Genomic DNA, 24,041 nt, shown 5'->3' with positions numbered 1-24,041 from the left:
GGTGTGCGTTCAGCCGTTCACGGGGTCACGAGTTCACGGAAGGAGTGCGCGGGGGTAGACGACGGCCGTGGCGCCTTCGATCTCCATGACGTCCACCAGCGCTCCCACCGGGATCACCAGGCTCTCGTCGAGGGCGCGGGCGGACCACTCCTCGCCGGAGAGTCTGATCAGGCCGCGGGTCGCGGTGACCTCCTGCACGACCTCGGCCCGCTTGCCGATCAGCGCGTCGCTTCCCTCGCGGACGAGGGGTTGCTGTTCCCTGTGCCGCAGCGCGACGGGACGGACGATGACGAGGCCCGCCGCCGCCGCCACGCCGAGTGCCACGAGCTGGCCGAGAAGTCCGACGCCGACACCGGCGACCACGGCGGCGACCAGCGCGGCGCCCGCCAGCAGCCCGAGGAACAGCGTCAGAGTGAAGAACTCCGCAGCGCCCAGCACCGCGGCGACGAGCAGCCATATGAACCACGGCATCGGATCGCCCTCCTTCTGGGGCCTTCCCTCTCAAGTTACCTCTCGGAGCGCCGGGCAGACAGGCACGGCGACCGCGGTTCTCGCTCTCCGAAGGGTCCGCCCTGCTCGGCGGTGGCGCCCGCGGGCGGCCGAACGGCTGCCGTGATCATGAACGTTCGGGAAGGCGGCCGAGGACCGGGGGGGTCTGGCGGCCGGGGCGAGGGGCCCGGCCGGCCGCGGCCGGGGCGGGCCGGGGGAGCCCGTCGAGGAGACACCCGCCCCCTCATGGACCAGACTCGAAGGGAGACTGCCGGTCGGTCGCGCTCGAAAGGTCGGAACCGTGCACGATGTTCCGCTGTGGCTGTGGATGGTCTTCGCCGTCACCGTACTGGTGTCCCTGGCGGTCGACCTGCTCGCGCACCGGCAGGCCCACGTCATCGGGTTCCGGGAGGCCGCCGCCTGGAGCGCGGTCTGGGTGGGACTGGCGATCGCCTTCGGCGTCGCGGTCTTCCTCGTGGTCGGGACGACCGCCGGAGTGGAGTACACCACCGCGTGGCTGCTGGAGAAGAGCCTCTCGGTCGACAACCTCTTCGTCTTCGCACTGATCTTCGGCTACTTCACCGTCCCGCGCGCCTACCAGCACCGCGTCCTGTTCCTGGGCGTCCTGGGCGCCCTGGTCTTCCGGGGCGTCTTCCTCGCCGCCGGCGTCGCCGTGGTCAGCCGCTTCACCGCCGTCCTGTTCGGCTTCGCCGCCATCCTCTTCTACAGCACCTACAAGATCCTCAAGGGCGAGGAGGACAGCTTCGACCCCGGCAGAAGCATCGCCGTACGCCTGCTCCGCAAGATCATTCCCGTGCGGGACGAGTACGCCGGCCCTCATTTCTTCGTCAGGGAAGCCGGCAAACGCGTCGCCACCCCGCTGCTCGCCGTCGTCGCCGCGATCGAGGCCGCCGACCTCGTCTTCGCCGTCGACAGCGTGCCCGCCGTCCTGGCCGTCAGCAACGACCCCTTCATCGTCTACACGAGCAACGCCTTCGCCATCCTGGGCCTGCGCGCCCTCTACTTCATGCTCGCGGGCCTGCTGGACCGGTTCCACTACCTGAGCAAGGGCCTGGCGCTCATCCTCGCCTTCATCGGCGTCAAGCTCATCCTCCAGGCGACTCACAAGATCATCAGCCCTGCCGTACCCGAGATCCCCTCCCTGTTCAGCCTCGCCGTCATCGCCGCCGTCCTGAGCGTCTCCATCGCGCTCAGCCTGCTGCGCCCCCCGCCCACCAACCACGGGGAAGCGCCGCCGGCGGCCGACACCGGCCTGCCCGAGGGCCGCACCGAGGACCGGTGACCGGACCCGATCACCGCGGGACTTCCGTCAAGGAACCCCCAAGAGAGGTCAAAAGGGTAGTAATATACAAATATGTCCGGAACGGAAGAGCAGTCGGCGACGTCTCGGGCCAGGTACGTGTGCCGCTCGTGCAAGCACCCCGTGAACGCCGTCCTGGAACGACACAAGACGATGGGCGTCTACGTCCCCACGTGGACCGCCGGCCCCTGCCACAACGAGAAGTGCTCCGAGTACGTACCCGAACAGGTGGCGGTCACATCCATACGCGGCGAGACCTGGCGGACGCTGACCGGCTGGCGGCGCGGCTGACCCCGGGGACGGCCGGGGGACGGTCCTGATCGCACCGCGAGTCCGGCCGCCTCCGTCCACAACTCGTTGTCGTGGGTGCCGGCGCAGGCGAAGTCCCGTCCCGTTCCGCCGTCCCACACGGCGTCGGTCCGGCCCCGGCCCGCCGCGCGGTCCCGGTGGCGGACGCGCCCGTCCGCCCGGCTCCTCCGCGGCCGGTCCCCAAAGGAGCGGTCACCGCCGCCCTGTCCGGAACCACCGCCCCTGCCCCGCCCCGGCTCCGCCGGGCTGCTGCGCCGCGGCCGGGGCGTCGTGACGTCGGCGTACGGGGAGGTCCCGGCGCTCATCCGAGCACCCGGCAGGGAGCCGTCTTGGGACGGCTCCCTGCCGGGCCACGGCGGGCATCAGTGCTTGAAGGCGTCCTTGGCCTTCTCCTTGGCCTCGCGGGCGTCTCCCGTGCTCTTCCTGGCCTGGCCCTCGGCAGCCGTGCGGTCGTCCCCGGTGGCACTCCCCAGGGCCTCCTCCGCCTTGCCCTGGGCCTGCTCGGTCTTCGCCTTGGCCTTCTCGCCGGCACTCATGGAACACGCCTCCTCGTAGCGCCCTCGCCACTGTCTCGGTGCAGTCCGCGTTCCCTCACCTTTCCTTCACAAACAGGGTGCCGCTGGTGAATGACGGCGTTGGCGCAGGGCAAACGATGGCTCAGGAGGTCGATAACTATGGTTCCCCTTTTGCTGGTTCTGCTCCTCGCGCTGATCCTCTTCGGCGCGGGTTTCGCCGTGAAGGTCCTCTGGTGGATCGCCATCGCCGTTCTGGTGCTCTGGCTGCTCGGCTTCGTCATGCGCTCCACCTCGGCCGGCGGCGGCCGTAGCCGCTGGTACCGATGGTGACGCGTTCCGAAGACGCGCCCCGCCTTCCAGGGCCCGGCCACCTCGGTGGCCGGGCCCTGCGCTCGCGCGCGGGACACCGGAACACCGCGTCCGACGGACGGGACCGACCGGGAGAGCCCCGAGCGGCTGCGGGGCGACACCGCTCCGCAGCCGCTCGGGGGCGTCGCTGACGGCGACGGGTCGCGCGAAGACACCTCGTCGCAGCCGGCGGAACGGCACCCGCCGGTTCCCCCCTCGGCGGACAGGTGGCCGACGTCATGGCACGGCACGGTGGCGGACGCGGCTGGTACGGCAGGGTGGTCGGGGCGGCGCTCGGGGTGACGGTGCCGGCCGTCGGCGCCTCGATGTGGACCGCGCAGGCCGGCATGGCGGGCGCCCCGCCGCCGAGGGCGACGGCGTCCGCCGCGCCGGGCGGTGACGTGGAGCCGGTCACGGCGACCATCGTGCACGCCTCGGACCAGGGGGCGCGCGGCGTCAGCATCACCATCGACGACGGTCCCGACCCCGCGTGGCCCCCCCAAGTCCTCGACCTGCTGCGCGAGTACGGGGTGAAGGCCACGTTCTGCGTGACGGGGACGCAGGCGCAGGCCCACCCGGACCTCGTGAAGGAGGTGGTCGCGGCCGGGCACCGGCTGTGCGACCACACGGTCTCGCACGACACCACCATGGACAGGAAGTCCGAGGCCTACCAGAAGAAGGAGATCCTCGACGCCGAACGCATGATCACCGAGGCGTCCGGAGGCGTACGGCCGATGTACTACCGGGCGCCCGGCGGGGCCCTCACCCCCTACAGCCGCGAGCTGGCCGCCTCCCGGGGCATGCGCCCGCTGGGCTGGAACGTGGACACCAAGGACTTCGAGCAGCCGGGCGCCGACGCCGTCGTCGCCACCGTCGAACGGGAGATCGCCAACGGCCGACGATCCTCTTCCACGACGCGGGAGGCGACCGCGCGCAGACCGTCGACGCCCTGCGCCGCGCCCTGCCCTGGCTCGAGGAGCAGGGCTACTCCTTCGGCTTCCCGGTGCGCTGCCCCCCGGAACCGGTCCGTCACGGTCGGCCGGGCGCACGGTACCCTCAGCCGGCGGCGCGCCACCGGGCGGAGTCCGGGGCGTGGCGGCCGTCGACGGTGCGACGGTGGTGCGCGAAGGCCCCCATGGTCTCCGGGGCGACCCGGCGGGCCTCGCTGCCCTCGGTGAGCAGGACGACGGCGCCGGCTCCGGCGGCAGCCGCGGTCCCGGCCGTCGCACCGGTGCAGCAGGTGTGATCTTCGTCGCGGCAGCGAGGGTCCGGCGCGTTCACCGTCGGGCGGTCCGCCGGCCGGGGCAGCGGCGGCGGATCCGCCGTCTGCGGAGGTCACAGGGGTGCGGACGGAAGCGTGCGGCAGGAAGCCCGTGCTCCGCGGAGAGCAATATCTGTGTCCGCCACAGGAGGAAGAAGGGCGGGGCGGGACGCGTATTCCCCCGGCCGCCGACCGGGCCGGAATTATCGGCCGTGCGGGGCCGATCCCACCGTGCTACCGTCGTTACCAGTTGCAGGTGTGGTTGCCAGAAGGTTCATTTCCGACGGGTTAATCATCACGGCGACACGGAATTCACACAGGGTGAATTACCGATACCGCCTCCGAAGGAGAAATGACATGGCTACCGGCACCGTGAAGTGGTTCAACGCGGAAAAGGGCTTCGGCTTCATCGAGCAGGACGGCGGCGGCCCCGACGTCTTCGCCCACTACTCGAACATCGTCGCCCAGGGCTTCCGTGAGCTGCAGGAAGGCCAGAAGGTGTCGTTCGACATCGCGCAGGGCCAGAAGGGCCCGACGGCCGAGAACATCGTCCCCGCCTGACACCGGCGGCGACGCATACTTCGCAGCTGGGGCCCGCACCTCTGGGGTGCGGGCCCCGGCTCGCGCGCATTTCAGGGCGCGCGACGGAAAGGCTCCACCGCGTCACCGGCCGGTGACGCCTCCTCCGTAGGCCCGACGCCGCCCCATCGAATTCGGCTCGTCTCGAGATTCTCTGCGCCGCCCATCTGCTGCGGGAATTCCTTGGTACGTGCCCCATCAAGGAAGGCTCCGCATGAAGCATGCCCGCACGTCCCGCACTCCTGACCGTTCCGGAGGAGGCTCCGGGGCGCCCCGCTCCGGCGCGCCCCGCTCCGGTGGTCCGCGCCGTTCCAGGGGCCAGGGAAGCCGGCAGTCCGGACGGCCCGCCCCGCAGGGCGAGTTCGCGCCGCCGAAGACGATCACACCCGCGCTGCCCGCCGTCGAGTCGTTCGCCGACCTCGACATGCCCGCACGGCTGCTGGCCACGCTCGGCGACGAAGGCGTGACCGCACCGTTCCCGATCCAGGCGGCCACACTGCCGAACTCCCTGGCCGGTCGCGACGTACTCGGCCGCGGCCGCACGGGCTCGGGCAAGACCCTCGCCTTCGGCCTCGCCGTACTGGCCCGCACGGCGGGCCGGCGCGCCGAGCCGCGGCGACCGCTCGCCCTCGTGCTCGTCCCCACCCGCGAGCTCGCCCAGCAGGTCACCGACGCGCTCACTCCGTACGCCCGCTCCGTGGGTCTGCGGCCGGTCACCGTCGTCGGCGGGATGTCCATCGGCAGGCAGGCCGGTGCGCTGCGCACCGGTGCCGAGCTGGTCGTCGCGACGCCCGGACGGCTCAAGGACCTGATCGAGCGGGGCGACTGCCTGCTGGACGACGTCGGCATCACGGTACTCGACGAGGCCGACCAGATGGCCGACATGGGCTTCATGCCCCAGGTCACCGCCCTGCTCGACCAGGTGCGCCCCGACGGGCAGCGGATGCTCTTCTCGGCCACCCTGGACCGCAACGTCGACCGGCTGGTGCGGAACTACCTGCACGACCCCGTCGTCCACTCGGTCGACCCCTCCGCCGGCGCCGTCACCACCATGGAGCACCACATACTCCACGTGCACGACGCGGACAAGCACCGGACGACCACCGAGATCGCGGCGCGGGACGGCCGGGTGATCATGTTCCTCGACACCAAGCACGCGGTGAACCGGCTGACCAAGCACCTCCTGAGCAGCGGTGTCCGCGCCGCTGCCCTGCACGGCGGCAAGTCCCAGCCGCAGCGCACGCGGACCCTGGCCCAGTTCAAGAGCGGGGAGGTGACGGTGCTGGTGGCGACCAACGTCGCGGCACGCGGCATCCACGTCGACAGCCTCGACCTCGTCGTCAACGTCGACCCGCCCACCGACCACAAGGACTACCTGCACCGCGGCGGCCGTACCGCCCGCGCCGGGGAGTCCGGCAGCGTCGTCACCCTGGTGACCCCCGACCAGCGTCGCGACGTGAACCGGTTGATGGTCTCGGCGGGCATCACCCCCCAGGTCACTCAGGTCCGGTCGGGCGAGGAGGAGCTGAGCCGCATCACCGGCGCCCAGGTCCCCTCCGGCGTCCCGGTCGTCATCGCCGCGCCGCCCGTGGAACGCCCCCGCGGCACGTCGTCCCCCTCCCGCGGCCGCCGGGGCCGCCGGGGCCGGGCCGGCCAGGGCCGGGCCGGCGGCGAAGGGGGCCGCAGGACCCAGCGGCGGCCCGACTTCGGCCCGGCCGCCTAGAGCCGCCGGAGAAGACACGAGGGCCCCGCCGACACACGTCGGCGGGGCCCTCGTCGTCGTGTCCGCCCCGTCGCCTCCGACGAGCGCTCCCCGCTGTCGCGGACCACAGGCCGTCCGGGACAGCCGCACGCCCAAATCTGCCTTTGCCAGAATAGACATTGCGACGCGCTGCCGTTAGCCTTTCCCTCGTTGACACGGTCGAGCGAGACCCGACAGACACGAACTGGCGGGTAGCAGTACCGCAGTACCCGTTCATCAAGCAGTCGGTTCGGAGGAGAGGACGGAGGAGTAGACGCCATCAGGATCGCCCGGTGCCGAGAGGCTTTCGGTCCGGGTACCTCAGGACCCCGGAACGGATGGTGGTCTTTGGTCACGCAACCGCGATCCCCGCACCCCCGCCCCCACCGGGCCGGGTAGCGGAAACAGAAGGTCGGCACAGCATGAGGGCCGACCGATGGTGTTGAATTTCCTTCGGGGCCCTGGTGCCGCACGGCACCAGGGCCCCTCGACGCGTTGTACAACGAGGTGACATGCCAGCAGACACTCCACTCAGCAATCGTCTGGACGACGACGATTACCCCGCCTACACCATGGGCCGGGCCGCCGAAATGCTCGGCACCACCCCCGGCTTCCTCCGCGCCATCGGCGAGGCCCGCCTGATCACTCCGCTGCGCTCGGAGGGCGGTCACCGCCGCTACTCCCGCTACCAGCTGCGGATCGCCGCCCGTGCCCGCGAGCTCGTCGACCGGGGGACCCCGATCGAGGCGGCCTGCCGCATCGTCATCCTCGAGGACCAGCTCGAGGAGGCCCAGCGCATCAACGCCGAGTACCGCCGCGCCGCGGACGAGGCGTCCCGCGGCGCCGACGCCGGTTCGGACTGACCGCGTGGGCGCGGGCCGGCCGGTGCACGACGGACGTCGTCCCCGGCCGTTCCCCGTCGCGCACGGCCGGGCGCGCGGTCAGGCCGCGGCCCCGACCGCCGGGTCCTGGGCGGCCGGCTCGCGGACCACGCCGCGGCGGCGGGTCGGGATGCCGAGGGCCGGGTTGGCCACGTCCCAGGCCGCGCCCCTGCAGACCAGCTCCTTGCAGAGGGCGGCGCGGCGTCCGGTCAGGGCCGCGTCGACGGTGCGGTCGTCGGCGGCCCGCGCCCGGTCACCTGCCGCTGTCCTCGGCCAACGTGTGAGCGACCAGGGCGTTGGCATGGCCGTGGCCCAGTCCGTGCTCGGTCTTGAGCCAGTTGACGAGCTCCATGTGCTTGGTGAGCGGAGAGGAGCGGATGAGCTCCTTCCACTCGGCGACAGGCCGGCCGTACTTCTTCTCGATGGAGGGGAAGTAGCCGGCAGGGCCCTTCACCGCGTCGGTCATGAGGTGCTCCCGTCCCGTGTCGGACAGATCTTGCGTGGTCGGGGTACGGCGGCCGGCTAGCGGTTCGCCGGGCCGGTGGCCAGCCGGGCCGTCAGGGCGGCCAGCCAGAGCAGGCCGAGGCCCGCGCCCGCGGTGAACGCCAGAACGGAAGCGGCGGAGCCGGCGAACCCGGCGAGCACGGCGACGGGCGCGAGGCTGGAGGCGACGGCCCAGCCGCGGTGGCCGCGGCCGGCGAGCGGGCGGGCCAGGACGACGAACGCGGCGCACAGGGCGAGGTAACCGGCCATCCCGGCGGCCATGTGGGCGGCTCCGTGCCCGCTCAGCGTGGTCGTGTCGGGGGAACCGGCGGGGAAGCCCGCGCCGGCGTCCGCGGGGAAGGCCGCGGCGCCCCAGAACGAGACACCGCACACCCCGACGAGGAGAGGGCCCCAGGTCGCGCCCGCGCCACCGCCCAGCACCCGGCGCAGACCGGCCGCCCCGGCGACGAGTAAGGCCCCGGCGATCAGGAAGTTCGCCGTCTGGATCCAGCCCGCCCCGCCGAGGGCGAGCTGGCTGATCGCGTGCCGGGTGAAGTCGAAGCCCTCCCGTGCCGAGCCCTGGGCGAGACCGGCCGCGAGGAACAGCGGGCCCGCCAGCACGCCACCGGCCGCGGTCCACCGTGCCGCCGGGCGCGACGTGGGCGAAGCGGGGGCGAGGGGGCGGGATGCGTCGAGTGAGTGGGTCATGGCCGGGCCTTCCGTGCGTCGGTGTTGTCGTGTGTACGACCACCGGCAGGGGGAGGATTCACCGCCCCACCCGATGTGTTCTGCGTCACACGACCTCGGAGTGTCGCCGACCGGCGGGGCACGGAGCCGCCACCTGGTTACCCATGGGTGTGAACCTTGCTCATCGTCAAGGCTACTGACGTGTCCACAACGCACCCTTGCCGTCCCGGAAAGCACTTTCTCCGTTCACGGACCCGAACTCGTCGATGAGCTCGCCCCCGCCCGGCCGAACCTGGAGGCGAACGATGTGCACGAGGCCCACCCTCGCCTGTGCCGACCTGCCGGCCGGCGCGCTCGTCACGTTGTCCGGCGGTCCCGCGCAAGACCGCGACCGTCCACCACGAGGCCGAGGGGCCCTCGGCGGTCCGTACCGGCGCCGTCGGGACCGAATGATCCGGATACTCCGGCAGCGGCTTCTGCAACGGCAGCAACGGCACCGGCGGTCAGGCCGACGACGGCGACCGCAACGGCTACAAGCCCGGCGGCGAGGACGGCGGGGGCGGCCACCTCATCCGGCGCAGCATCGCCTACGACAACGGCAAGCACGGGTTCACGTACCGCGGCGACCCGGGTCCGATGACCGTCCCGGACGACGTCGGCATCGACAACGCCGAGCGCACCTTCGACTTCGCCGGCGGCAGCCCGACGTTCCGCGGCAACACCTCCCGCCGGGTGACGCGCCCGCACGGGCCGGGCCCCGCCACGCCTCCCGGACCGGCCCTGCGGAACAATCGGGACATGAGCATCGTCAAGATCAACGTACTCACGGTCCCGGCGGAGCAGCGCGAGACGCTGGAGCAGAGGTTCGCCGCGCGGGCGGGGGCGGTGGAGGGTTCGGACGGGTTCGAGTGGTTCGAGCTGCTGCGTCCGGTGGAGGGCACCGACACCTATCTCGTCTACACCCGCTGGCGGAGCGAGGAGGACTTCCAGCGCTGGATGTCCGGCCGCGCTCAGGCCGCCCACGGCGGGGCCCCGGGCGAGAAGCCCCGGCCGGCCGCCACGGACGCCACCCTGTGGTCCTTCGAGGTGGTCCAGCAGGCCGCGCCCCGGCAGGACTGACGCCGGGTTCGCCCTCCCGGCGGCGCGACCGCGCCGCCGGGCGTCGGGCTTCCCGTCCGACGCCGTGTCTCACCCGGATCGCCCACACCACGGCCACTCCTGCGGCGGACGGCGCGGCGGTCGGCACGGTCGCGCGGATCGCGGTGGACACGCTGTGGCGAAGGGGGCGCGGTCGTGACGGTCCCGCGGAGAACGCGGACGAGAAGGGTCCGGACAACGAAGGGCAGGGGCCCGCACCGAAGTGCGGGCCCCTGCCCTTGAATCCCTGCGCCTGGATCAGGCGGGGACGATGTTCTCCGCCTGCGGGCCCTTCTGGCCCTGCGTGACGTCGAAGCTCACCTTCTGGCCTTCCTGGAGCTCACGGAAGCCGGAGGTGGCGATGTTCGAGTAGTGGGCGAACACGTCGGCGCCGCCGCCGTCCTGCTCGATGAAGCCGAAGCCCTTTTCCGAGTTGAACCACTTCACCGTACCGGTGGCCATATCAATTCTCCTGAGACAGTGCTGGGACTCGCACTTTACGAATCCCTTCATCGTCGCGATGATCACCTGCCCGGAGACCCGGTAGCAAACTGGCAACCACAACTGCAACTGACGTCAGCCTAGCACGGAAGAACTCAATGGCAAGCGAGGAAAATCACTGGAATAAAGCACCATCGGATGTTTAAGGAAAGAGATTTTGTTCAACGGGAGCGGAAATTCTGTTTCGGCGGGAACAGATTTTCATCGTCTCCCGCGGGCCGCCCCCGCGCCCCGTCGGCGCAGCTCCTCGTTGGCGCGTTCGGCCTGCCGCAACTGGTCCTCAAGGCTGACGATGCGGCACGCGGCGTCGACCGGGGTGCCCTGGCCGACCAGCTCCCGGGCCCTGGCGGCCAGCCTCAGCTGATGGCGCGAGTAGCGGCGGTGACCGCCTCCCGAGCGCGTCGGGGTGATCAGCCGCGCCTCACCCAGGGCGCGGAGAAAAGCGGGTGCGGCCCCGACCAGTTCGGCGGCCCTGCCCATGGTGTAGGCCGGGAAATGGTCGTCGTCGAGCCGGTCGGCGACGGGGAGCCGGTCCCGGTCCGGCTGCCGGCCGTCGGCGTACGGCTGACTTCCCGAAGGCATACGCACCTTTCCGCGGACCACGGTGGGCACGGTCCGCCACGGGGACGGTTCCCCACGGGGAACTCTAGTCGGCCCGGCGGAAAAACTGACGTGACGACGTCAGATGTTCTGCGCGCGTTCGCCCTGCGCACGCTCCGCGGCGGATTCCGTACGGCGGTCACACCCCGTCCGGGCGGGTGCGGTACGGACCGGTGAGGGCGGCAGCGCCTCCGTATCCGGCCCCGGCGAGGGCGGTGCGGGCGGGGGTCTGCGGAGCATCGCGTCGGGCCGGGCCGCACCGGCGGGGGCGCGGGAGCGGCAGGACCGCGGAGGCGGGAGGGCCGGGGCCGGGCCCCGAGCTGCACACGTGGGGACGCGACGGCCCGCCCCGGCCTTCCCCCGGCCGCAATCTGCCATGCCACGGGGGTGACCGCCCGCCGGGGCGGGCCAGGAGCGTGACGATATGCGACATTCAAGGCGCTTCATCTCATTTCTTCGGCCATACTCGAGAACATGGACACGGCAACGTATGTAGTTCTGGCCTCCAGTACGCACAGGTGGGCCGTCATCACGGCCTTCATCGGCGGGCTGGTCGTGGCCGGCGCGCTGGTCTGGGCCGTACGTGTCGGCATGCGGTACATGGACCAGGAGGAGCCCCGCCCCACCGAGGAGGAGCAGCCGAGGATGCCGGACGGCGGCGCGGTCCGCGAGATGCGGGAGGTCCGGGAGCCGGACGAGATGCCGGACATGTCGAGGACCGGCTCACGGCTCATGCCCTACGAACTCCACCACTCCTCGACCAGAACGTGCAAGGACCAGCAGCGCAGGCGCTGGCTGCCCGGATCCAGCGGCGCCTTCGGCAGCGGAGGCCCCGGGCACGTGTGACCTCACCGTGCCGGGGCGGCGTCCCCCACGGCGGTCCGAGTCTGCTCGTCGACGCGCTGACGCCGTCCAGGGTGGCGGCGTCCTTGGAGCCGGCCGGGCCCGTCCGGGAGGGCGGGCCCGGGAACAGGGCTGCAGCGGCCGCCGGGCCCGCGGTGCCGGTGCACACCTCGTGCCGCTCTGGTCGGAGGCGGTGACCTGCGCGCCCGGGGCGGTACCAGGCCGCGCCCGGCGGCGGACGGGGCGCCCGCCGCCGGGCGCGGCCCGACGAGGATTCCGGCCGCCGTCCTGCTGGACCTGTGCATCACCGGCGGGCTCCCCGTACGGACGTCACGGACACCCCGGAGCCGATCGCGCCGTTGCGTCCCGCACGGGCCACCTGCGCGGGACGTCCGTGCAGGTGACCGGACGACCGTCCCGCGGCCCGTCGTCCGCCGTCGCCGCGCGGCCGGGTCCCGCCGGAGGGCCGTACCGTCCGCAAGCCGTCGGGCGCCCTCCCGGACACCGCCCCGGTGGGCCGGGGCGGTGTCCGGGTCAGCGGCCGAGCCAGGCCGTGGTGTCCGGGCCGAGTCGGCCGTCCTCCAGCGGTGCGCTGGTCAGCAGGACCTCGCCCGCCGGGAGGGAGACCGGGCCGGGGGACAGGTTGCTCACACAGCGCCAGCCGTCGCCGCGGTCGAACTGCAGGACCCCCTCCGGGGTCTCCTCCGCCCAGTTCAGCGTCTCGCCGTCGATCAGCTTGCGGCGCAGCCGCAGGGCCGTGCGGTACAGCTCCAGGGTCGAGCCCTCGGCCCCGTCCTGCGCCTCGACGGCGTACGCGGCGAAGGACGGCGGCTGCGGCAGCCAGGCACCGGCCGCCCCGAAACCGTACGACGGACCGGTCGTCGTCCACGGCAGCGGCACCCGGCACCCGTCGCGGCCCTTGCGGACGTGTCCCGTCTGTTCCCAGATCGGGTCCTGGAGGACCTCGGTGGGCAGGTCGGCGACCTCGGGCAGGCCGAGCTCCTCGCCCTGGTAGAGGTAGGCCGAGCCGGGGAGCGCCAGCATCAGCAGGGTGGCGGCGCGGGCCCGGCGCAGCCCGGCGTCCGGGTCGACTGCGGGGGCGTGGCCGCCGGACAGCAGCCAGGCGTTCTCGTCCGTGTCCGGCGGCAGCATCAGGCGGGAGGCGTGCCGGACGACGTCGTGGTTGGAGAGCACCCAGGTCGCCGAGGCGCCGGCGGCGTGCGCGGTCCGAAGCGATCCGGTGATGACCTGTCGCAGCTCCTCCGCGTCCCACGCGGCCTGCAGGTACTCGAAGTTGAAGGCCTGTCCCAGCTCGTCCGGACGGGCGTACAGGGCGCGCCGGGCGCCGGGGACCCAGGCCTCGGCGACGGCCATGCGGGGCGGGGAGTAGGCGTCGAGGATCTTGCGCCAGTCGCGGTAGATCTCGTGCACCTCGTCCCGGTCGTAGAAGGGGTGGGTGCCGGGCGGGAAGTCGGCGAGGGCCTCCTCACCGCCCGAGGCGTGGTCGCCGAGGTCGCGCAGCGGCTCGTCGAGGTCCTTGGCGAGAGCGTGCGCGACGTCCACGCGGAAGCCGTCCACGCCCCGGTCCGCCCAGAACCGCAGGGTGGTGCGGACGTCGTCGCGGACCTCCTGGTTCCCCCAGTTGAGGTCGGGCTGCTCGGCGGCGAACAGGTGCAGGTACCACTGCCCGTCCGGCACCCGCTGCCAGGCGCTGCCGCCGAACACGGACTGCCAGTCGGTGGGCGGCAGCTCGCCCCGCTCCCCCTTGCCGTCGCGGAAGACGTAGCGGTCGCGGGCCGGTGAGCCCGGCCCTGCGCGCAGCGCCTCCTGGAACCAGACGTGCTGGTGGGAGGTGTGGTTGGGGACGATGTCGACGATCACCTTCAGGCCGAGCCGGTGGGCCTCGGCGACGAGCGCGGCGAAGTCGTCGAGGGTGCCGAGCCGGGGGTCGACGTCGCGCGGGTCGGCGACGTCGTAACCGCCGTCTGCGAGCTCGGAGGGGTAGAAGGGGCTCATCCACAGGGCGTCGACACCCAGCGCGGCGAGGTGGGTGAGGCGTCGGGTGATGCCGCGCAGGTCACCGAGCCCGTCGCCGTCGGCGTCGGCGAAGCTGCGGGGGTAGACCTGGTAGACGACGGCCTGCCGCCACCAGTCGGGGTTCCTGGAGGAGAGGTCGGGCGTGGCGTCGGGGGCGGGGTGCGGCGGCCTGGGGTCGGGCGTGGCGGTGCGGTCGGTCACGCGGTCTCCTCTGGGTGCGTGCGGGTACCTGCGGAGAATCTCTGCGGAACACCGTAAAAGCGAACGCACCGGCAGCGTGGAGCCATTCCCGGCGGATACGGCGTACGGAATTTTCACCCCCGTTTGCCGCAATCGAACCGGTGACCGGGCACCCTCGTGGAGCCCGGCCCCGCCGACGCGGGACCGGAGAGCCCCCGGCCGGCGGGCGGGGACCCTCCCGGGCGCGCCGTGGCCCTACGCGGGTTCCCAGAGTCCGGTGCCGCGCCGCGCCGCCCGTTCCGCGATCCTCCGCAGCACCTCCTCCACGGGCAGGGCGCCGGGCCGGTGTCCGTCCCTGAGCCGTACGGCGAGCAGTCCGTCCGCCGCTTCCCGGGCCCCCAGCACCGCCTGGTACGGCACCAGCCGGGCCCGGCGGATCCGGGCGCCGAGGCTGCCCCCGCCCGCTGCGGCCACCTCGGCCCGCAGGCCCAGCTCGCCGGCCCGCCGCACGACGTCGTGCGCCCGCTCCTCCTGCGCCCCGCCCACCGGCAGCACCGCGAGCTGCACCGGGGCCAGCCACACCGGGAGGGCTCCGCCGTGTTCCTCCAGGAGGTGGGCGACCGCCCGTTCCACGCTGCCGATGACGCTGCGGTGCACCATGACCGGGCGGTGCCGGGCGCCGTCGGGGCCGGTGTAGCGCAGGGCGAAGCGTTCCGGCTGGTGGAAGTCGATCTGCACGGTGGACAGGGTGGTCTCGCGGCCCGCCGGGTCGGCGACCTGCACGTCGATCTTCGGACCGTAGAAGGCGGCCTCGCCCTCGACGGCCTCGTACACGGTGCCGGAGGACTCCAGGACCTCGCGCAGCAGGGCGGTGGCCCGCTCCCACAGGGCCGGGTCGGCGACGTACTTGCCGCCGTCGCCCGGCAGGGAGAGGCGGTGGCGGGCGGCGCGGACGCCGAGGTCGGCGTAGGCGCGGGAGATGAGCGCGAGGGCGGCGCGGGCCTCCTCGACGGCCTGCTCCAGGGTGCAGAAGATGTGCGCGTCGTTGAGCTGGATGGCCCGCACGCGGGTGAGGCCGTTCAGCACCCCGGACGGTTCGGAGCGGTACATGCCGCCCAGCTCCGCGATCCGCAACGGCAGTTCCCGGTGGCTGCGGGAGCGGGAGCGGTAGACGAGGGCGTGGTGCGGGCAGAGACTCGGCCGCAGGACGACCTGTTCCGCCCCCAGCTCCATGGGCGGGAACATGTCCTCACTGTGGTGGTCCCAGTGGCCGGAGATCTCGTACAGCTCGCGTTTGCCGAGCACCGGCGAGTACACGTGCCGGTAGCCGGCCGCACGTTCCGCCTCGCGGACGTACTCCTCCAGGGCGTGCCGGACGACGGCGCCGTCGGGCAGCCAGTACGGCAGGCCCGCGCCCATCAGCGGGTCGGTGCCGAACAGGCCCAGCTCACGGCCGAGACGTCGGTGGTCGTGCTGCATGGTGGGCTCCTCGTGGTCGTGAGGCGAGCACCACGCGCGACGAAGCCCCGGGGCACTCGCCCCGGGGCTTCGTCGGTCGTCGACCGTCAGCGCGCCGGGACCCGGTCCGGCGTCGTCGTGCGGGACGAGTGGGCGCGCTGCATGCCGGCGACGCTAGCAAGGGGACGGGGGGCGCGCGAGCCGTTTTCCGTCCGGGCGGGCTCACCCGGACGGCCCGCCTCGCTGGTGGGGCGACGCAGGGGGTGGTGCCGTGGGAGCACGTCCGCTCGTGGACGGCCCGGTTCCCCCAGGAGGCACCTCGATGACCCATGCCCCGGCCGCCGCCCGCACCCTTCTCGTCTCCGCGCTGTCGGTGACGGCCCTGCTGACCGCGGCGGCGTGCGCGGCCGGCGACCGGGAGGTGCCGCGCCCGCTGCCCGCGGGCGTGTCCGAGCCCCCGGCCGCCTCCGCGTCCTCCGCATCGCCCACCGCGAAGCAGCCCTCGCCCGGTCCGTCGGCGCTGAGCGCGGAGCAGCTGCGGGCGGCGCTGGTCACGGGGACGGACCTGGGAGAACCGTGGATGCCGAGCCGGGGCGCGGCGACCTGGCGGGACGGGCTGCTCAAGGCGAGGGCGGAGAACGCCGACTGCCACCGGCTGCTCGACGCCCTCTACACGGAGGAGCTGTTCGGCCCGCCGGCCGGACCGAGCGCCACCACCGCGCTCGACGACGCCTACGACGGCTCCCAGCTGCGCTACCAGGTCGCCGCGCACCCGCCCGCCGACGTGGACCGCGTCCTGGCCTGGCTGGGGACGCTGCCCGAGACGTGCGAGCGGTTCGAGGCGACGACCCCCCGGGCCGGCGCCCAGCTCGTCGAGGTGGTGGAACTCCCGCTCCCAAAGGCCGGCGACGCGCGGGCGGGACTGCGGCTGACGATGACCGGGGAGGCGTCCGACGGCGTCCCCACGCACCTCACCGTGAACCTCGCGGCGGTCCGCGTCGGCGAGAACGCGATCATCCTCACCAACGGCGGCCTCGGATCGGTGCTCCCCGAGGTCGCCCGGGCGATGGTCCAGCTCGGCGCGGACCGCCTGGCGGACGTCGGCCGGCAGGCGCGGGTACGGGTCTGACGGCCCGGTCCCTCCCCGACGACGGGTCAGGCGTCGCCGTTCAGCAGGGCGGCGGCCAGGACGCCGCCGGTCACGCCCCGGCCGCCGCCTCCCGGAGGCCCGCGGGCCGGCGGTTCAGGTCAGGCGGTCCACCGCCTGCTTGGCCTCGACCAGGTCCGCGCCCGTGGTCTCGCGGTACAGCTTGATCGCCCGGACCCTCTTCCCCTGACGCACGAGGGCGAGGATCTCGTCCCTCCCCGGGACCTCCTCCTGGACGCCCAGGTGCCGCATCACCGCGTCGAGTCTGCGCTCGACGCGGGCGGCTCGGCGGTCGGCGCGGGAGAGGTGGCCCTGGATCGTCATGACGCCGAGGATCACGACGCAGGTGAGGAAGAGAATGGCTGTGTCCATGAACGCCGAGGATAGGCAGTCGCGCGCTCAGGGCGTGTCGAAACGGCGGCGGCGGGCGACCACGTCCAGGGCGACCTCCAGGGCCGTGCGGTCGTGGGCGAAGGCGTCGGCGCGCAGGCGGGCCAGGGCCTCGTCGGCGCCGACACCCAGCTGGGCCATGATCATGCCGACGGCCTGGTGGACGCGGTCGTGGTCGGCGGCCAGTCCGCTGAGCCAGGGTTCGTCGCCGCCCTGGAGGTCGTACGGCAGGTCCACCAGCGCCACCGTCATGACGTGGGCGACGAGCCGGGCCACCCGCAGCTGGTCGTCGGTGAGTCCGCCGGGGACGGAGCGGTACAGGTCGAGGGTGCCGACGCAGACGGCGCCGCTGCCGAGGGGGAACGCGTACACGGCGCGTACACCGGCGTCGAGCGCCTGCTGGGTGAAGACGGGCCAGCGGTCGGCGCAGCCGGCGGCGGCGAGGTCGCGGGCGAGGACCGGCGCACCGGCCTCCAGGGCGTAGTGGCAGGGGCCGTCACCCAGGGTGGCCTGGAGCTGGGCGAGACGCGCGGCCCGCGGACCGGAGGCGCCGAGCTGTGCGGGCATGCCGGTGCCGCGCAACGACACGCTCGCGCCGTCCACCGGCAGGAGGTCGACGGCCACGGCGCACAGCCGTTCCGGCACCTCCCCGGGCCCGGCATCGCGCACACGGGCGGCGATCGCACCGGCCACCCGCTCGTGGCCACGGCCGCCGGGGCCACGGGAGGGGGCCGGTCCCGGACCGTCGCCGGAGTCGTCCCTGGAGGGCACCGCTACCGCCTCCCTCACCTGTCACCGGACGATCGGCGCCCCGGTTACCCGTTCCGCCCCGCGTCGAAACCCGGGACCCGTGCCGTTCCCGGGCCCCTCACCGGCTCACGCGCGGACGGTGCGGCCGCCCGTCCCGCGCGGCATGGACACGGTCGGTCTCGCGCCGTCCCGGCCCGCGCGCCCGCCGTTCACACCGGCGGCTGTGCCGGGGCCGGCCCCAGGGTCGTGGTGCCCGGGGCCGTGCGGTGGCCCAGGCCGGTGCGGTAGGCGTCCAGGGCCGCTTCGACGCGGCCGGTGCGGCGCAGCAGGTCGCCGAGGAGGCGGCACAGGTCGGCCAGGTCACCGGCCGCGCCCGCGCGTTCCAGCAGGCTCATCGCGCGGACGTAGTGCTCCTCGGCCTGCTCCACCCGGCGGGCGTCCTCGGCGATGATCCCGAGCAGCCGGTGCGCCGCCGCCGCGTGCACCGCGCCCCGCTCGGGGGAGAGCCCGCCGAGCACGTCCTCCAGCAGAGCCGCCGCCTCCCGGGAGTCGCCGCGCCGGCGCAGGACGTCGGCCAGCTCGACGGTCACCTGGCTGCTGTAGAGGGAGGCCCGCTTGGCCGACAGCATCTCCAGCGCCTCGCGCATCTCCTTCTCGGCGCGCTCCAGTTCGCCGTTCTGCGCGTACACGTAGCCGCGCATCCAGTGGCAGTTGGCCAGCTCGGTACGGAGCTGCAGCCCGCGGTACAGCTCCGCCGCCTTGGCCAGCGAGGCGTCCGCCTCGGCGAGGCGGCCCTCGGCGAGCAGGGTGCGGGCCACCGACCGGTGCATGCGCGCCACCAGCGCCGGGTCGCCGGACTGAGGCGCGAGCGCCAGCGCGAACTCCGCCGCCTGTGCGGCCCGCGCGTGCGCGCCCATGTCCATGTACGGGCCGATGGCGCTGGCGTAGAGCAGCAGCAGGGCGTCCGGGTCGTGCAGGCCGCCCCGGTTCAGCTCGTCGATCGTGGACTCCAGCAGGTAGACCGCGTACCGCAGTTCCCCCGCGAGGTAGTGGGCGACGGCCCGTCCGCGCAGCGCCGGCGCGCGGGCGGGCAGCGGCGCCTCGGCGAGCCGGTCCTCGGCCCGCTCGAAGTACTTGCGTCCCTCGACGAGTTCGCCGGTCTCCAGCGCGCACTCCCCGAGTCCGAGCAGCGCGGCGGCCTGTTCCTCGGCCAGACCGTGCGCCTCCGCCTCGGCGAGCAGCCCGGCGTACTGCTCCACCGCGGCCTCCGTCTCGCCGACGGCGAGTGTGCGCCGCGCCTCGGTCAGCCGCAGGCGCAGCTCGGTCACCAGCCGGGCGGAACGTCCGGTGGCCAGTTCGTCGAACGCGACGCCGAGACGGTCGGCGAGGTGCCGCAGCGCGTCGTCGGAGGGGCGCACCCGTCCCGCCTCCAGCGTGGAGATGTACGCGGGCGTGTACACCGGCTCCGCCAGCTGCCTCTGGGTCAGCCCGCGCTCCACCCGCAACTGCTGCACCCGTCGCCCGATGGTCGCCGGCTCGTCCCGCTCCCCCACACCAACTCCCCCAGTGCCCCTTGCCGTTCGCGTCCTACAGCCCTTAGGTTAAACCGTGAATTAAACGTGCTTAACCCGTTGCTGTTGCGAGGTCGCCGTGCTGGAACGCACACGCACCACCGAGCGTTACGCCCGCGGCCTCGCCGCAGCCGTCGCCGCGGTCGCGGCGCTGGTCCTGGCTGCCAACGCGGGCCCGACCAAGGCCGTCGACCCCGAACCGGACCACCGCACCACGACACCGGTGGAGGCGGCGGTCCGGTAGGACGGCCCAGCGGGAACGGCCCGGGAGACGCCCGGCAGCGACGGACCCGCACCGTCCGGCGACACGGGCGACCAGGTGACCGGACGGCGCGGCCCCGGTGCAGCGGCTCCGGCGGAAAACCCGGGACGGCGGACCGGTGCCCCCGGTGGGCGGCGGGCGGCGCGGTCGGGCCGGCGGAACGGCACGTCAGTCGGGCAGGGCCTCGCGCAACGCCTCGTCCAGTTGTTCGGCCAGGGTCTCGTCCGTCGGCGGGGCGTCGCCGAAGAGAGGGCCGAGCCGAGCGGTGAACGTCTGGGTGAACGCCCCGTACAGCGGGGTCCTCGGCCGGTGCACCGCGTCGCGCAGGGCCGGCAGCAGGATGGTGCGGGCGTAGGCCGGACGGCCGCCCTCGTCGCGCGGGACCGGATCGGCGCCCTCCCCCGTAGGGGACGCGGACGGCCCCGCGACGGCCGTGGCGCAGCGCACCCCGTCCCCGTACGCCGACTCCCGCGTGGCGGCGAACCCCGCGTCCAGCAGGCAGCGCTCGCTCTCCCGGCCGGTGAGGAAGCGGATCAGCTCGGCCGCCTTTCCGGACCGCTGCGACGCACTGGTCACCGCGAGGTTCTGCCCGCCGAGCACCGCCCGTCCGGGCAACGGGGCCACCCCGAGCCGCTCGCGCGTGAACGTCCGGTGCAACGCCGGATAGACGGAGGGCCAGTGCCGCAGGAAGGCCGTACGGCCCTCGGCGAAGTCGCTCAACGAGGCGGCCTCGTCGGAGTGGAAGGCGTCCTGGAGCGTGTACGGCGTCTCGGTGCGCCGGCGCAGCTCCGCGATCCCGGCGGTCAGCTCCTCGACGGTCCCCGTGTAGCGGCCCTCCTCGTCGACCAGCGCGAAGTCCCGCACGGCGGACGCGAACGCCTCCACCCCGTTGACCGTACGGCCCTCGTACGCGGCGAGCTGCGTGGTCCAGCCCTTGCGGTAGGCGCCCCGCGCGGGATGGCCGTCGAGGGTCTCGACGAGGTCCCGCAGCCGCTCCCAGGTGAGGCCACCGCTCAGGTCGGGCCGCTCGACGCCCGCCCGCTCCAGGTGGTCGCGCCGGTAGTACAGCAGGCCGACGTCGCTGTTGAACGGCACCGCGTACACCTTCCCGTCCCACCGGGCCGTCCCGGCCACGGACCGGATGACGTCCCCGTCGACCAGGTCCTCCGGCAGCACCCGGACCAGCCCGGCCGCGGCGAACTCCGGCACCCAGGTGACGTCCAGGTTGACCACGTCGTACTCGGCGCTGCGCGACTGCAGGGCGCCCAGCAGTTGGCTGCGCTGCTCGTCGGCGCTGCTCGGCAACTCCACCAACCGGGCGCGGAACTGCGTGCCGGCCCGCTGCTCGCGCTGGTTCCAGGCGTCGATGAGCCGTCGGCGCACGCCGTTCTTGCCGGTGACGTCACGGCCGCTGGCCACGACGATGGTGCCGGGCACGTCCCGCGCGGTGGGCACGGCCGGTGCGCCGCCGCCGTCCTCGCCGCCGGTGCAGGCGGCGAGCACCAGCAGCAGCGCCAGCAGCGCGGCGGTCCTCCGGTCCATCAGCCCTCCCCCGTTCCGGTGCGGGCGACCTCGTCGTACAGGGCCGCACCGAGGTCGTCGCCGGTGTCCAGGCAGCGTCCGCCGCTCACGTCGGCGATCCGCCGGTCCGGCCGGTCCGGGTCGCAGCCGCCGCTCTGCAGGGAGACCACGGTCACCGGGACGCCGGACGCGCGCGCCCCGTCGAGGACGTCGACCAGCCGTTCGCCGGTCAGCCGGTCGTTGTCCTCGCCGTCGGTGATGTGCACGATCAGCTGGGGCCGCCGGTCGTCCCCGCGTTCCTCCATCTCGTCGAGGGCGGCGAGCAGCGCCGCATGCGGATCGGCCTCGGCGTCCCTGACCCGGGCGCCGGTGTCGAGGGCCCGCTCGGCGTCGGCGCGTCCGTGCGGGCCGAGGCGGAGGAGCGTCCCGTACGGCCGGTCGCCGGTGCCGGCCACCGCCCACACGCCGTACTCGTCCCGTTCGCCCAGCCCGCCCAGCGACTGCCTGAGCAGACCGGGACCGCCGCCCGGCCCCTGCCACAGGTCGATCATCGAACCGGAGCTGTCCAGCAGGAACAGCACCCGCCCCGGGCCGCCCGCGTCCCGGTACGCGCGCAGCGCCCGCTCCATCGCGTCCCGGCCGGCCGACTCGACGAGCGGAGTGGGCGCGTGCAGCACGTGGTCGACGTCCCGCACGGTGTCCGGCAGCTTCCGTTCGCCCACGGAACGGAAGCCGTCCCGGGCGAACACCGCACGCCCCCGCTCACCGGCCAGCCAGTCCCGGAACCCGTCCGCCGACGCGTCCCGGTCCTGCTCGTCGCGGTCGGCGCCCCGCCAGCGGACCCGCACGTACACCGGCTCCACGCCGGGGACGTCCTCGGGGTACTGGGCGTACCGCGGGCTGCGCGTGGTGGCGTCGCAGCCGACGCCGCTGCGCAGCAGGAACTCCGGGACCAGGGCGGCGGTGCGGTTGTCCACGGCGTCGTCGTCGGGCAGCGTGCACAGCAGTTCGGCGGCCGTGGGGGAGGGCGGCCCGGGCTGGGCGACCATGCGTTCGCCACGGGCGACGGCGCGCGCGTCCGGACCGTACAGGCCGACCGTGGCGAGCAGGCCCACGTCCGTGAACTCCGGATCCGGGCGGCGCACCGCGGCGTCCCCGTCCCGTGCGGTCAGACGGTCGATCATCTCGCTCAGGGGGCGGCCGACGCGGTCGTCCAGCGCCTCGGAGGCGAGGGCCTCCGGGACGGCGAGCACGACCGGGGAGTAGGCGAGAGGCTCCTCCGCCGGCTCCAGGACGGCCACGGCGTCCGTGTCCCGGCCGGCCTCCACCCGGTCGGCGTCGGCGCGGGAGGCGGGGATCCAGACGTCCGGCTGCGGGCCGATGTCCCGCTGCGGGTTGACGTCCTCGTTCCGGGGCTCCTGCCAGGCGCCGGTCTGCGCGCGCAGCGCACCGACCACGTCCGAGGAGCCCGCGCTGTAGACGGTGACGCCGGTGTGCCGGCAGCCGTCGTCGGTGGTGTTCTCCCCGGAGGTGAGATAGGCGTCGGCGGCGGCCCGGACCGTCGGCTCCAGGTCCGGGTCGGTCAGCACGCGCAGCTCGGGCGGCGGGGCACAGGCCGCGTCGCCGCCCCCGGCCCACCTCAGCAGACCGTGGAGGCCGAGGCCGAGGAGGCCGGCGGCGAGGACGACCCGGAGGGCGATCCGGGTCATGGTCCGGGCCGCGGTCCGCCGGGGCGCGCGCGGCGGACCGGGCGTACGGAAGCGGTCGGCCAGGGCGGCGCGCAGGCCTCGCAGCGGGACGAGGAACGGGGCGGGGAGCGCGGACGGAAACGCACGGAAGGGCCCCGGCAGCGGGGAGGGCCCCGGCAGGCCGGGCAAGGGCGGCGGCAGGTCCTGCCCGCCGCCGGGCCTCAGCAGCACGTCCATGCCCCGCTCCGCACGGAGCTGCGGCTCCCACGGATCGTCGCGCAGGGTGCGCAGGCCCAGCGCGGTCATCCTCTCCCGCAACCGGTCGGCCAGGTCCGACAGCGTCGTGTCGCGGTCCTCGTCGAGGAACTCCGCGAGCGCGGCGGTGAACGGCGTCGGCTCCCTGGGATCCCCGGCGTCGATACGGTGGTTGGCCTGCACGCTCACCAGCAGCATCACGCGCCGCTTGTCGTCGAAGTGCTCCCAGACCCGCGCCGCGTTGCCCGCGAAGCAGCAGTCGAGGATCACCACGATCCGCCGGGCCGGGCTGGTCGCCAGCACCGTCAGCACGGTGGTGAACGTCTCCGCGCCGGGGAAGACCGCGTGCCCGCCCGCGACCACGCTGGCGTTGCGCATCTGCAGGAACAGCTCGTCACCCGCGCTGGGAATGGCGCCGTGCCCGGTGAAGTAGAGCAGCAGCACCCCCTCGGCCTCCTCGGTCACCGCGCGCAGCGCCCGCCCGAAGTCGTCCAGGGTCGGCGAACGGGCGACCCTGGTCTCCCGCTCGCCGAAGACCCGCCCGCGCGCCAGCACCTCGCGCATCCGGTTCAGGTTGTGCTTGACCGCCGGGAGGTCACCGGGCACGCCGTGCGGCGGCTCCGTGAGGTCGTACTCGGACACGCCGACCAGCAACGCCCTGTTCACCAGCCCGCGCGGGTCGAGGGGAGTCACCGGCCTACCTGTCGTCGAGGTTCACCGGTTCGACTCTGTCCTCCGGCGGTGCGCCGTCCTCGACGTCGCGCCGATTGGCCTGCCAGGCCGACACGGCCCGCTTGACCTGGTCCAGCAGCTCCTGGAAGAACACGGAGGCGGCTGCTCCGGTGACGACGAGGACGATGTCCATGCCGACGCCCATCGGGGCGCCGGTCCCGTCCGTCCGGGGCCGCTCCTGTATCCGTAACTCGCCCGCGCGCACCCGCTCGTCGAGCGGTTCCTCCCGCTCCAGCCACTTGCGCAGCGCCCCGATGTCGCGCTCGGTCGCGGTTCCGTCCAGCCGTACCCGAATACCCTGGTTGGCCACACCGTCCCCCTCAGCCATGACTCACCATCATGGCACCGCCGCCGC

Annotated in this window: 24 protein-coding genes and 2 pseudogenes; 11 read left to right on the top strand and 15 right to left on the bottom strand. The window is 73.7% G+C overall.

Translation table 11 applies throughout. The annotated features are described in order from the left end of the window. Window positions 1–33: 33 nt before the first annotated feature. The gene (locus KYY02_RS16650) at window positions 34–471 is read right to left on the bottom strand and encodes an NfeD family protein (protein ID WP_371238736.1); all 438 of its coding nucleotides are present in this window, start codon (window positions 469–471) and stop codon (window positions 34–36) included. Window positions 472–790: 319 nt separating this feature from the next. Between KYY02_RS16650 and KYY02_RS16645 the strand changes: the two genes are divergently transcribed. After that, the gene (locus KYY02_RS16645; protein ID WP_371238735.1) at window positions 791–1,792 is read left to right on the top strand and encodes a TerC family protein; all 1,002 of its coding nucleotides are present in this window, start codon (window positions 791–793) and stop codon (window positions 1,790–1,792) included. A 72-nt stretch (window positions 1,793–1,864) separates the two neighbouring features. Continuing rightward, a complete protein-coding gene (locus tag KYY02_RS16640; protein ID WP_371238734.1) occupies window positions 1,865–2,101 on the top strand; it encodes a hypothetical protein in 237 nt (78 codons plus the stop codon). A 380-nt stretch (window positions 2,102–2,481) separates the two neighbouring features. Here KYY02_RS16640 and KYY02_RS16635 read toward each other — a convergent pair whose 3' ends face one another. Then, window positions 2,482–2,655 (bottom strand): CsbD family protein, encoded by a 174-nt coding sequence (locus KYY02_RS16635; RefSeq protein WP_371238733.1) that lies wholly within the window; start codon window positions 2,653–2,655, stop codon window positions 2,482–2,484. Window positions 2,656–2,793: 138 nt separating this feature from the next. Between KYY02_RS16635 and KYY02_RS16630 the strand changes: the two genes are divergently transcribed. The 5 genes and pseudogenes from KYY02_RS16630 (at window position 2,794) to KYY02_RS16610 (ending at window position 7,426) form a co-directional block, all read left to right on the top strand. After that, the gene (locus tag KYY02_RS16630) at window positions 2,794–2,964 is read left to right on the top strand and encodes a hydrophobic protein (RefSeq protein WP_371238732.1); all 171 of its coding nucleotides are present in this window, start codon (window positions 2,794–2,796) and stop codon (window positions 2,962–2,964) included. A 257-nt stretch (window positions 2,965–3,221) separates the two neighbouring features. After that, window positions 3,222–3,991, top strand: a pseudogene (locus tag KYY02_RS16625) (polysaccharide deacetylase family protein); the annotation flags it as partial. A gap of 609 nt (window positions 3,992–4,600) precedes the next feature. Next, on the top strand, window positions 4,601–4,804 hold the full coding sequence (locus KYY02_RS16620; protein ID WP_030819851.1) for a cold-shock protein: 204 nt from the start codon (window positions 4,601–4,603) through the stop codon (window positions 4,802–4,804). Window positions 4,805–5,036: 232 nt separating this feature from the next. After that, complete coding sequence (locus tag KYY02_RS16615) at window positions 5,037–6,545, top strand: DEAD/DEAH box helicase (RefSeq protein WP_371238731.1); 1,509 nt, start codon at window positions 5,037–5,039, stop codon at window positions 6,543–6,545. A 530-nt stretch (window positions 6,546–7,075) separates the two neighbouring features. Beyond that, window positions 7,076–7,426 (top strand): MerR family transcriptional regulator, encoded by a 351-nt coding sequence (locus KYY02_RS16610; RefSeq protein ID WP_371238730.1) that lies wholly within the window; start codon window positions 7,076–7,078, stop codon window positions 7,424–7,426. A 78-nt stretch (window positions 7,427–7,504) separates the two neighbouring features. Here the strand turns inward: KYY02_RS16610 and KYY02_RS16605 are convergent. The 3 genes and pseudogenes from KYY02_RS16605 to KYY02_RS16595 all read right to left on the bottom strand — a co-directional run. Continuing rightward, a pseudogene (locus KYY02_RS16605) lies at window positions 7,505–7,684 on the bottom strand (oxidoreductase); the annotation flags it as partial. Between the two features lie 13 nt (window positions 7,685–7,697). Then, entirely contained in the window at window positions 7,698–7,910 is a 213-nt protein-coding gene (locus tag KYY02_RS16600; RefSeq protein ID WP_371238728.1) for a DUF4287 domain-containing protein, read from the bottom strand. A gap of 56 nt (window positions 7,911–7,966) precedes the next feature. Then, entirely contained in the window at window positions 7,967–8,635 is a 669-nt protein-coding gene (locus tag KYY02_RS16595; protein ID WP_371238727.1) for a DUF998 domain-containing protein, read from the bottom strand. 777 nt (window positions 8,636–9,412) lie between these two features. On the opposite strand from KYY02_RS16595, the gene KYY02_RS16590 reads away from it, so the two are divergent. Further along, on the top strand, window positions 9,413–9,733 hold the full coding sequence (locus tag KYY02_RS16590) for an antibiotic biosynthesis monooxygenase family protein (protein WP_371238751.1): 321 nt from the start codon (window positions 9,413–9,415) through the stop codon (window positions 9,731–9,733). 276 nt (window positions 9,734–10,009) lie between these two features. Here KYY02_RS16590 and KYY02_RS16585 read toward each other — a convergent pair whose 3' ends face one another. Together KYY02_RS16585 and KYY02_RS16580 are read right to left on the bottom strand one after the other, a co-directional pair. Continuing rightward, window positions 10,010–10,213, bottom strand: a complete 204-nt coding sequence (locus tag KYY02_RS16585; protein WP_003969786.1) for a cold-shock protein — start codon at window positions 10,211–10,213, stop codon at window positions 10,010–10,012. A 240-nt stretch (window positions 10,214–10,453) separates the two neighbouring features. After that, the gene (locus KYY02_RS16580) at window positions 10,454–10,834 is read right to left on the bottom strand and encodes a MerR family transcriptional regulator (protein WP_371238726.1); all 381 of its coding nucleotides are present in this window, start codon (window positions 10,832–10,834) and stop codon (window positions 10,454–10,456) included. A gap of 492 nt (window positions 10,835–11,326) precedes the next feature. On the opposite strand from KYY02_RS16580, the gene KYY02_RS16575 reads away from it, so the two are divergent. Beyond that, entirely contained in the window at window positions 11,327–11,698 is a 372-nt protein-coding gene (locus KYY02_RS16575; RefSeq protein ID WP_371238725.1) for a DUF6479 family protein, read from the top strand. 531 nt (window positions 11,699–12,229) lie between these two features. Here KYY02_RS16575 and KYY02_RS16570 read toward each other — a convergent pair. Then, a complete protein-coding gene (locus tag KYY02_RS16570) occupies window positions 12,230–13,933 on the bottom strand; it encodes a glycoside hydrolase family 13 protein (protein WP_371238724.1) in 1,704 nt (567 codons plus the stop codon). Between the two features lie 234 nt (window positions 13,934–14,167). Continuing rightward, complete coding sequence (gene thrS, locus KYY02_RS16565; protein ID WP_371238723.1) at window positions 14,168–15,391, bottom strand: threonine--tRNA ligase; 1,224 nt, start codon at window positions 15,389–15,391, stop codon at window positions 14,168–14,170. A 301-nt stretch (window positions 15,392–15,692) separates the two neighbouring features. Between thrS and KYY02_RS16560 the strand changes: the two genes are divergently transcribed. Next, window positions 15,693–16,499, top strand: coding sequence for a hypothetical protein (locus tag KYY02_RS16560; RefSeq protein ID WP_371238722.1), 807 nt, complete (start codon window positions 15,693–15,695; stop codon window positions 16,497–16,499). A 114-nt stretch (window positions 16,500–16,613) separates the two neighbouring features. On the opposite strand, the gene KYY02_RS16555 is transcribed toward KYY02_RS16560, so the two are convergent. From KYY02_RS16555 to KYY02_RS16545, 3 genes are all read right to left on the bottom strand, one after another. Further along, window positions 16,614–16,889 (bottom strand): hypothetical protein, encoded by a 276-nt coding sequence (locus KYY02_RS16555; RefSeq protein ID WP_371238721.1) that lies wholly within the window; start codon window positions 16,887–16,889, stop codon window positions 16,614–16,616. A 27-nt stretch (window positions 16,890–16,916) separates the two neighbouring features. Beyond that, a complete protein-coding gene (locus KYY02_RS16550) occupies window positions 16,917–17,678 on the bottom strand; it encodes a GAF and ANTAR domain-containing protein (protein ID WP_371238720.1) in 762 nt (253 codons plus the stop codon). 188 nt (window positions 17,679–17,866) lie between these two features. Further along, a complete protein-coding gene (locus KYY02_RS16545; RefSeq protein WP_371238719.1) occupies window positions 17,867–19,210 on the bottom strand; it encodes a tetratricopeptide repeat protein in 1,344 nt (447 codons plus the stop codon). A gap of 97 nt (window positions 19,211–19,307) precedes the next feature. Between KYY02_RS16545 and KYY02_RS16540 the strand changes: the two genes are divergently transcribed. Next, window positions 19,308–19,472, top strand: coding sequence for a hypothetical protein (locus KYY02_RS16540; RefSeq protein ID WP_371238718.1), 165 nt, complete (start codon window positions 19,308–19,310; stop codon window positions 19,470–19,472). Window positions 19,473–19,658: 186 nt separating this feature from the next. Here the strand turns inward: KYY02_RS16540 and KYY02_RS16535 are convergent, their stop codons facing one another. Genes KYY02_RS16535 through KYY02_RS16525 form a run of 3 tightly spaced genes read right to left on the bottom strand, consistent with a single transcriptional unit; the run spans window position 19,659 to window position 24,014 of the window. Further along, window positions 19,659–21,032 carry an extracellular solute-binding protein gene (locus KYY02_RS16535; protein ID WP_371238717.1) on the bottom strand — a complete coding sequence of 458 codons (1,374 nt, stop codon included), beginning with the start codon at window positions 21,030–21,032 and terminating at the stop codon, window positions 19,659–19,661. Beyond that, window positions 21,032–23,647, bottom strand: a complete 2,616-nt coding sequence (locus KYY02_RS16530) for a vWA domain-containing protein (RefSeq protein WP_371238716.1) — start codon at window positions 23,645–23,647, stop codon at window positions 21,032–21,034. Before KYY02_RS16530 ends, KYY02_RS16535 begins: the two co-directional genes overlap by 1 nt. A gap of 4 nt (window positions 23,648–23,651) precedes the next feature. Further along, on the bottom strand, window positions 23,652–24,014 hold the full coding sequence (locus KYY02_RS16525; protein WP_371238715.1) for an effector-associated constant component EACC1: 363 nt from the start codon (window positions 24,012–24,014) through the stop codon (window positions 23,652–23,654). Window positions 24,015–24,041 lie beyond the last annotated feature (27 nt).

This window comes from Streptomyces pimonensis (genome assembly GCF_041380215.1).
Classification (GTDB): Bacteria; Actinomycetota; Actinomycetes; order Streptomycetales; family Streptomycetaceae; genus Streptomyces; species Streptomyces pimonensis.
Note: the sequence above shows the minus strand (reverse complement) of the source record. Positions and strands in the feature narration are given on the sequence as shown.

What these genes read in the sequence shown, in the direction of transcription:
- KYY02_RS16630 (WP_371238732.1), top strand. Translation starts at nt 2,794, where the DNA reads ATGGTTCCCCTTTTGCTGGTTCTGCTCCTCGCGCTGATCCTCTTCGGC.
- KYY02_RS16590 (WP_371238751.1), top strand. Translation starts at nt 9,413, where the DNA reads ATGAGCATCGTCAAGATCAACGTACTCACGGTCCCGGCGGAGCAGCGC.
- KYY02_RS16555 (WP_371238721.1), bottom strand. Translation starts at nt 16,889, where the DNA reads ATGGACACAGCCATTCTCTTCCTCACCTGCGTCGTGATCCTCGGCGTC.
- KYY02_RS16585 (WP_003969786.1), bottom strand. Translation starts at nt 10,213, where the DNA reads ATGGCCACCGGTACGGTGAAGTGGTTCAACTCGGAAAAGGGCTTCGGC.
- KYY02_RS16640 (WP_371238734.1), top strand. Translation starts at nt 1,865, where the DNA reads ATGTCCGGAACGGAAGAGCAGTCGGCGACGTCTCGGGCCAGGTACGTG.
- thrS (WP_371238723.1), bottom strand. Translation starts at nt 15,391, where the DNA reads ATGCAGCACGACCACCGACGTCTCGGCCGTGAGCTGGGCCTGTTCGGC.
- KYY02_RS16560 (WP_371238722.1), top strand. Translation starts at nt 15,693, where the DNA reads ATGACCCATGCCCCGGCCGCCGCCCGCACCCTTCTCGTCTCCGCGCTG.
- KYY02_RS16635 (WP_371238733.1), bottom strand. Translation starts at nt 2,655, where the DNA reads ATGAGTGCCGGCGAGAAGGCCAAGGCGAAGACCGAGCAGGCCCAGGGC.
- KYY02_RS16595 (WP_371238727.1), bottom strand. Translation starts at nt 8,635, where the DNA reads ATGACCCACTCACTCGACGCATCCCGCCCCCTCGCCCCCGCTTCGCCC.
- KYY02_RS16535 (WP_371238717.1), bottom strand. Translation starts at nt 21,032, where the DNA reads ATGGACCGGAGGACCGCCGCGCTGCTGGCGCTGCTGCTGGTGCTCGCC.
- KYY02_RS16650 (WP_371238736.1), bottom strand. Translation starts at nt 471, where the DNA reads ATGCCGTGGTTCATATGGCTGCTCGTCGCCGCGGTGCTGGGCGCTGCG.
- KYY02_RS16600 (WP_371238728.1), bottom strand. Translation starts at nt 7,910, where the DNA reads ATGACCGACGCGGTGAAGGGCCCTGCCGGCTACTTCCCCTCCATCGAG.
- KYY02_RS16575 (WP_371238725.1), top strand. Translation starts at nt 11,327, where the DNA reads ATGGACACGGCAACGTATGTAGTTCTGGCCTCCAGTACGCACAGGTGG.
- KYY02_RS16610 (WP_371238730.1), top strand. Translation starts at nt 7,076, where the DNA reads ATGCCAGCAGACACTCCACTCAGCAATCGTCTGGACGACGACGATTAC.
- KYY02_RS16525 (WP_371238715.1), bottom strand. Translation starts at nt 24,014, where the DNA reads ATGGCTGAGGGGGACGGTGTGGCCAACCAGGGTATTCGGGTACGGCTG.
- KYY02_RS16620 (WP_030819851.1), top strand. Translation starts at nt 4,601, where the DNA reads ATGGCTACCGGCACCGTGAAGTGGTTCAACGCGGAAAAGGGCTTCGGC.
- KYY02_RS16580 (WP_371238726.1), bottom strand. Translation starts at nt 10,834, where the DNA reads ATGCCTTCGGGAAGTCAGCCGTACGCCGACGGCCGGCAGCCGGACCGG.
- KYY02_RS16615 (WP_371238731.1), top strand. Translation starts at nt 5,037, where the DNA reads ATGAAGCATGCCCGCACGTCCCGCACTCCTGACCGTTCCGGAGGAGGC.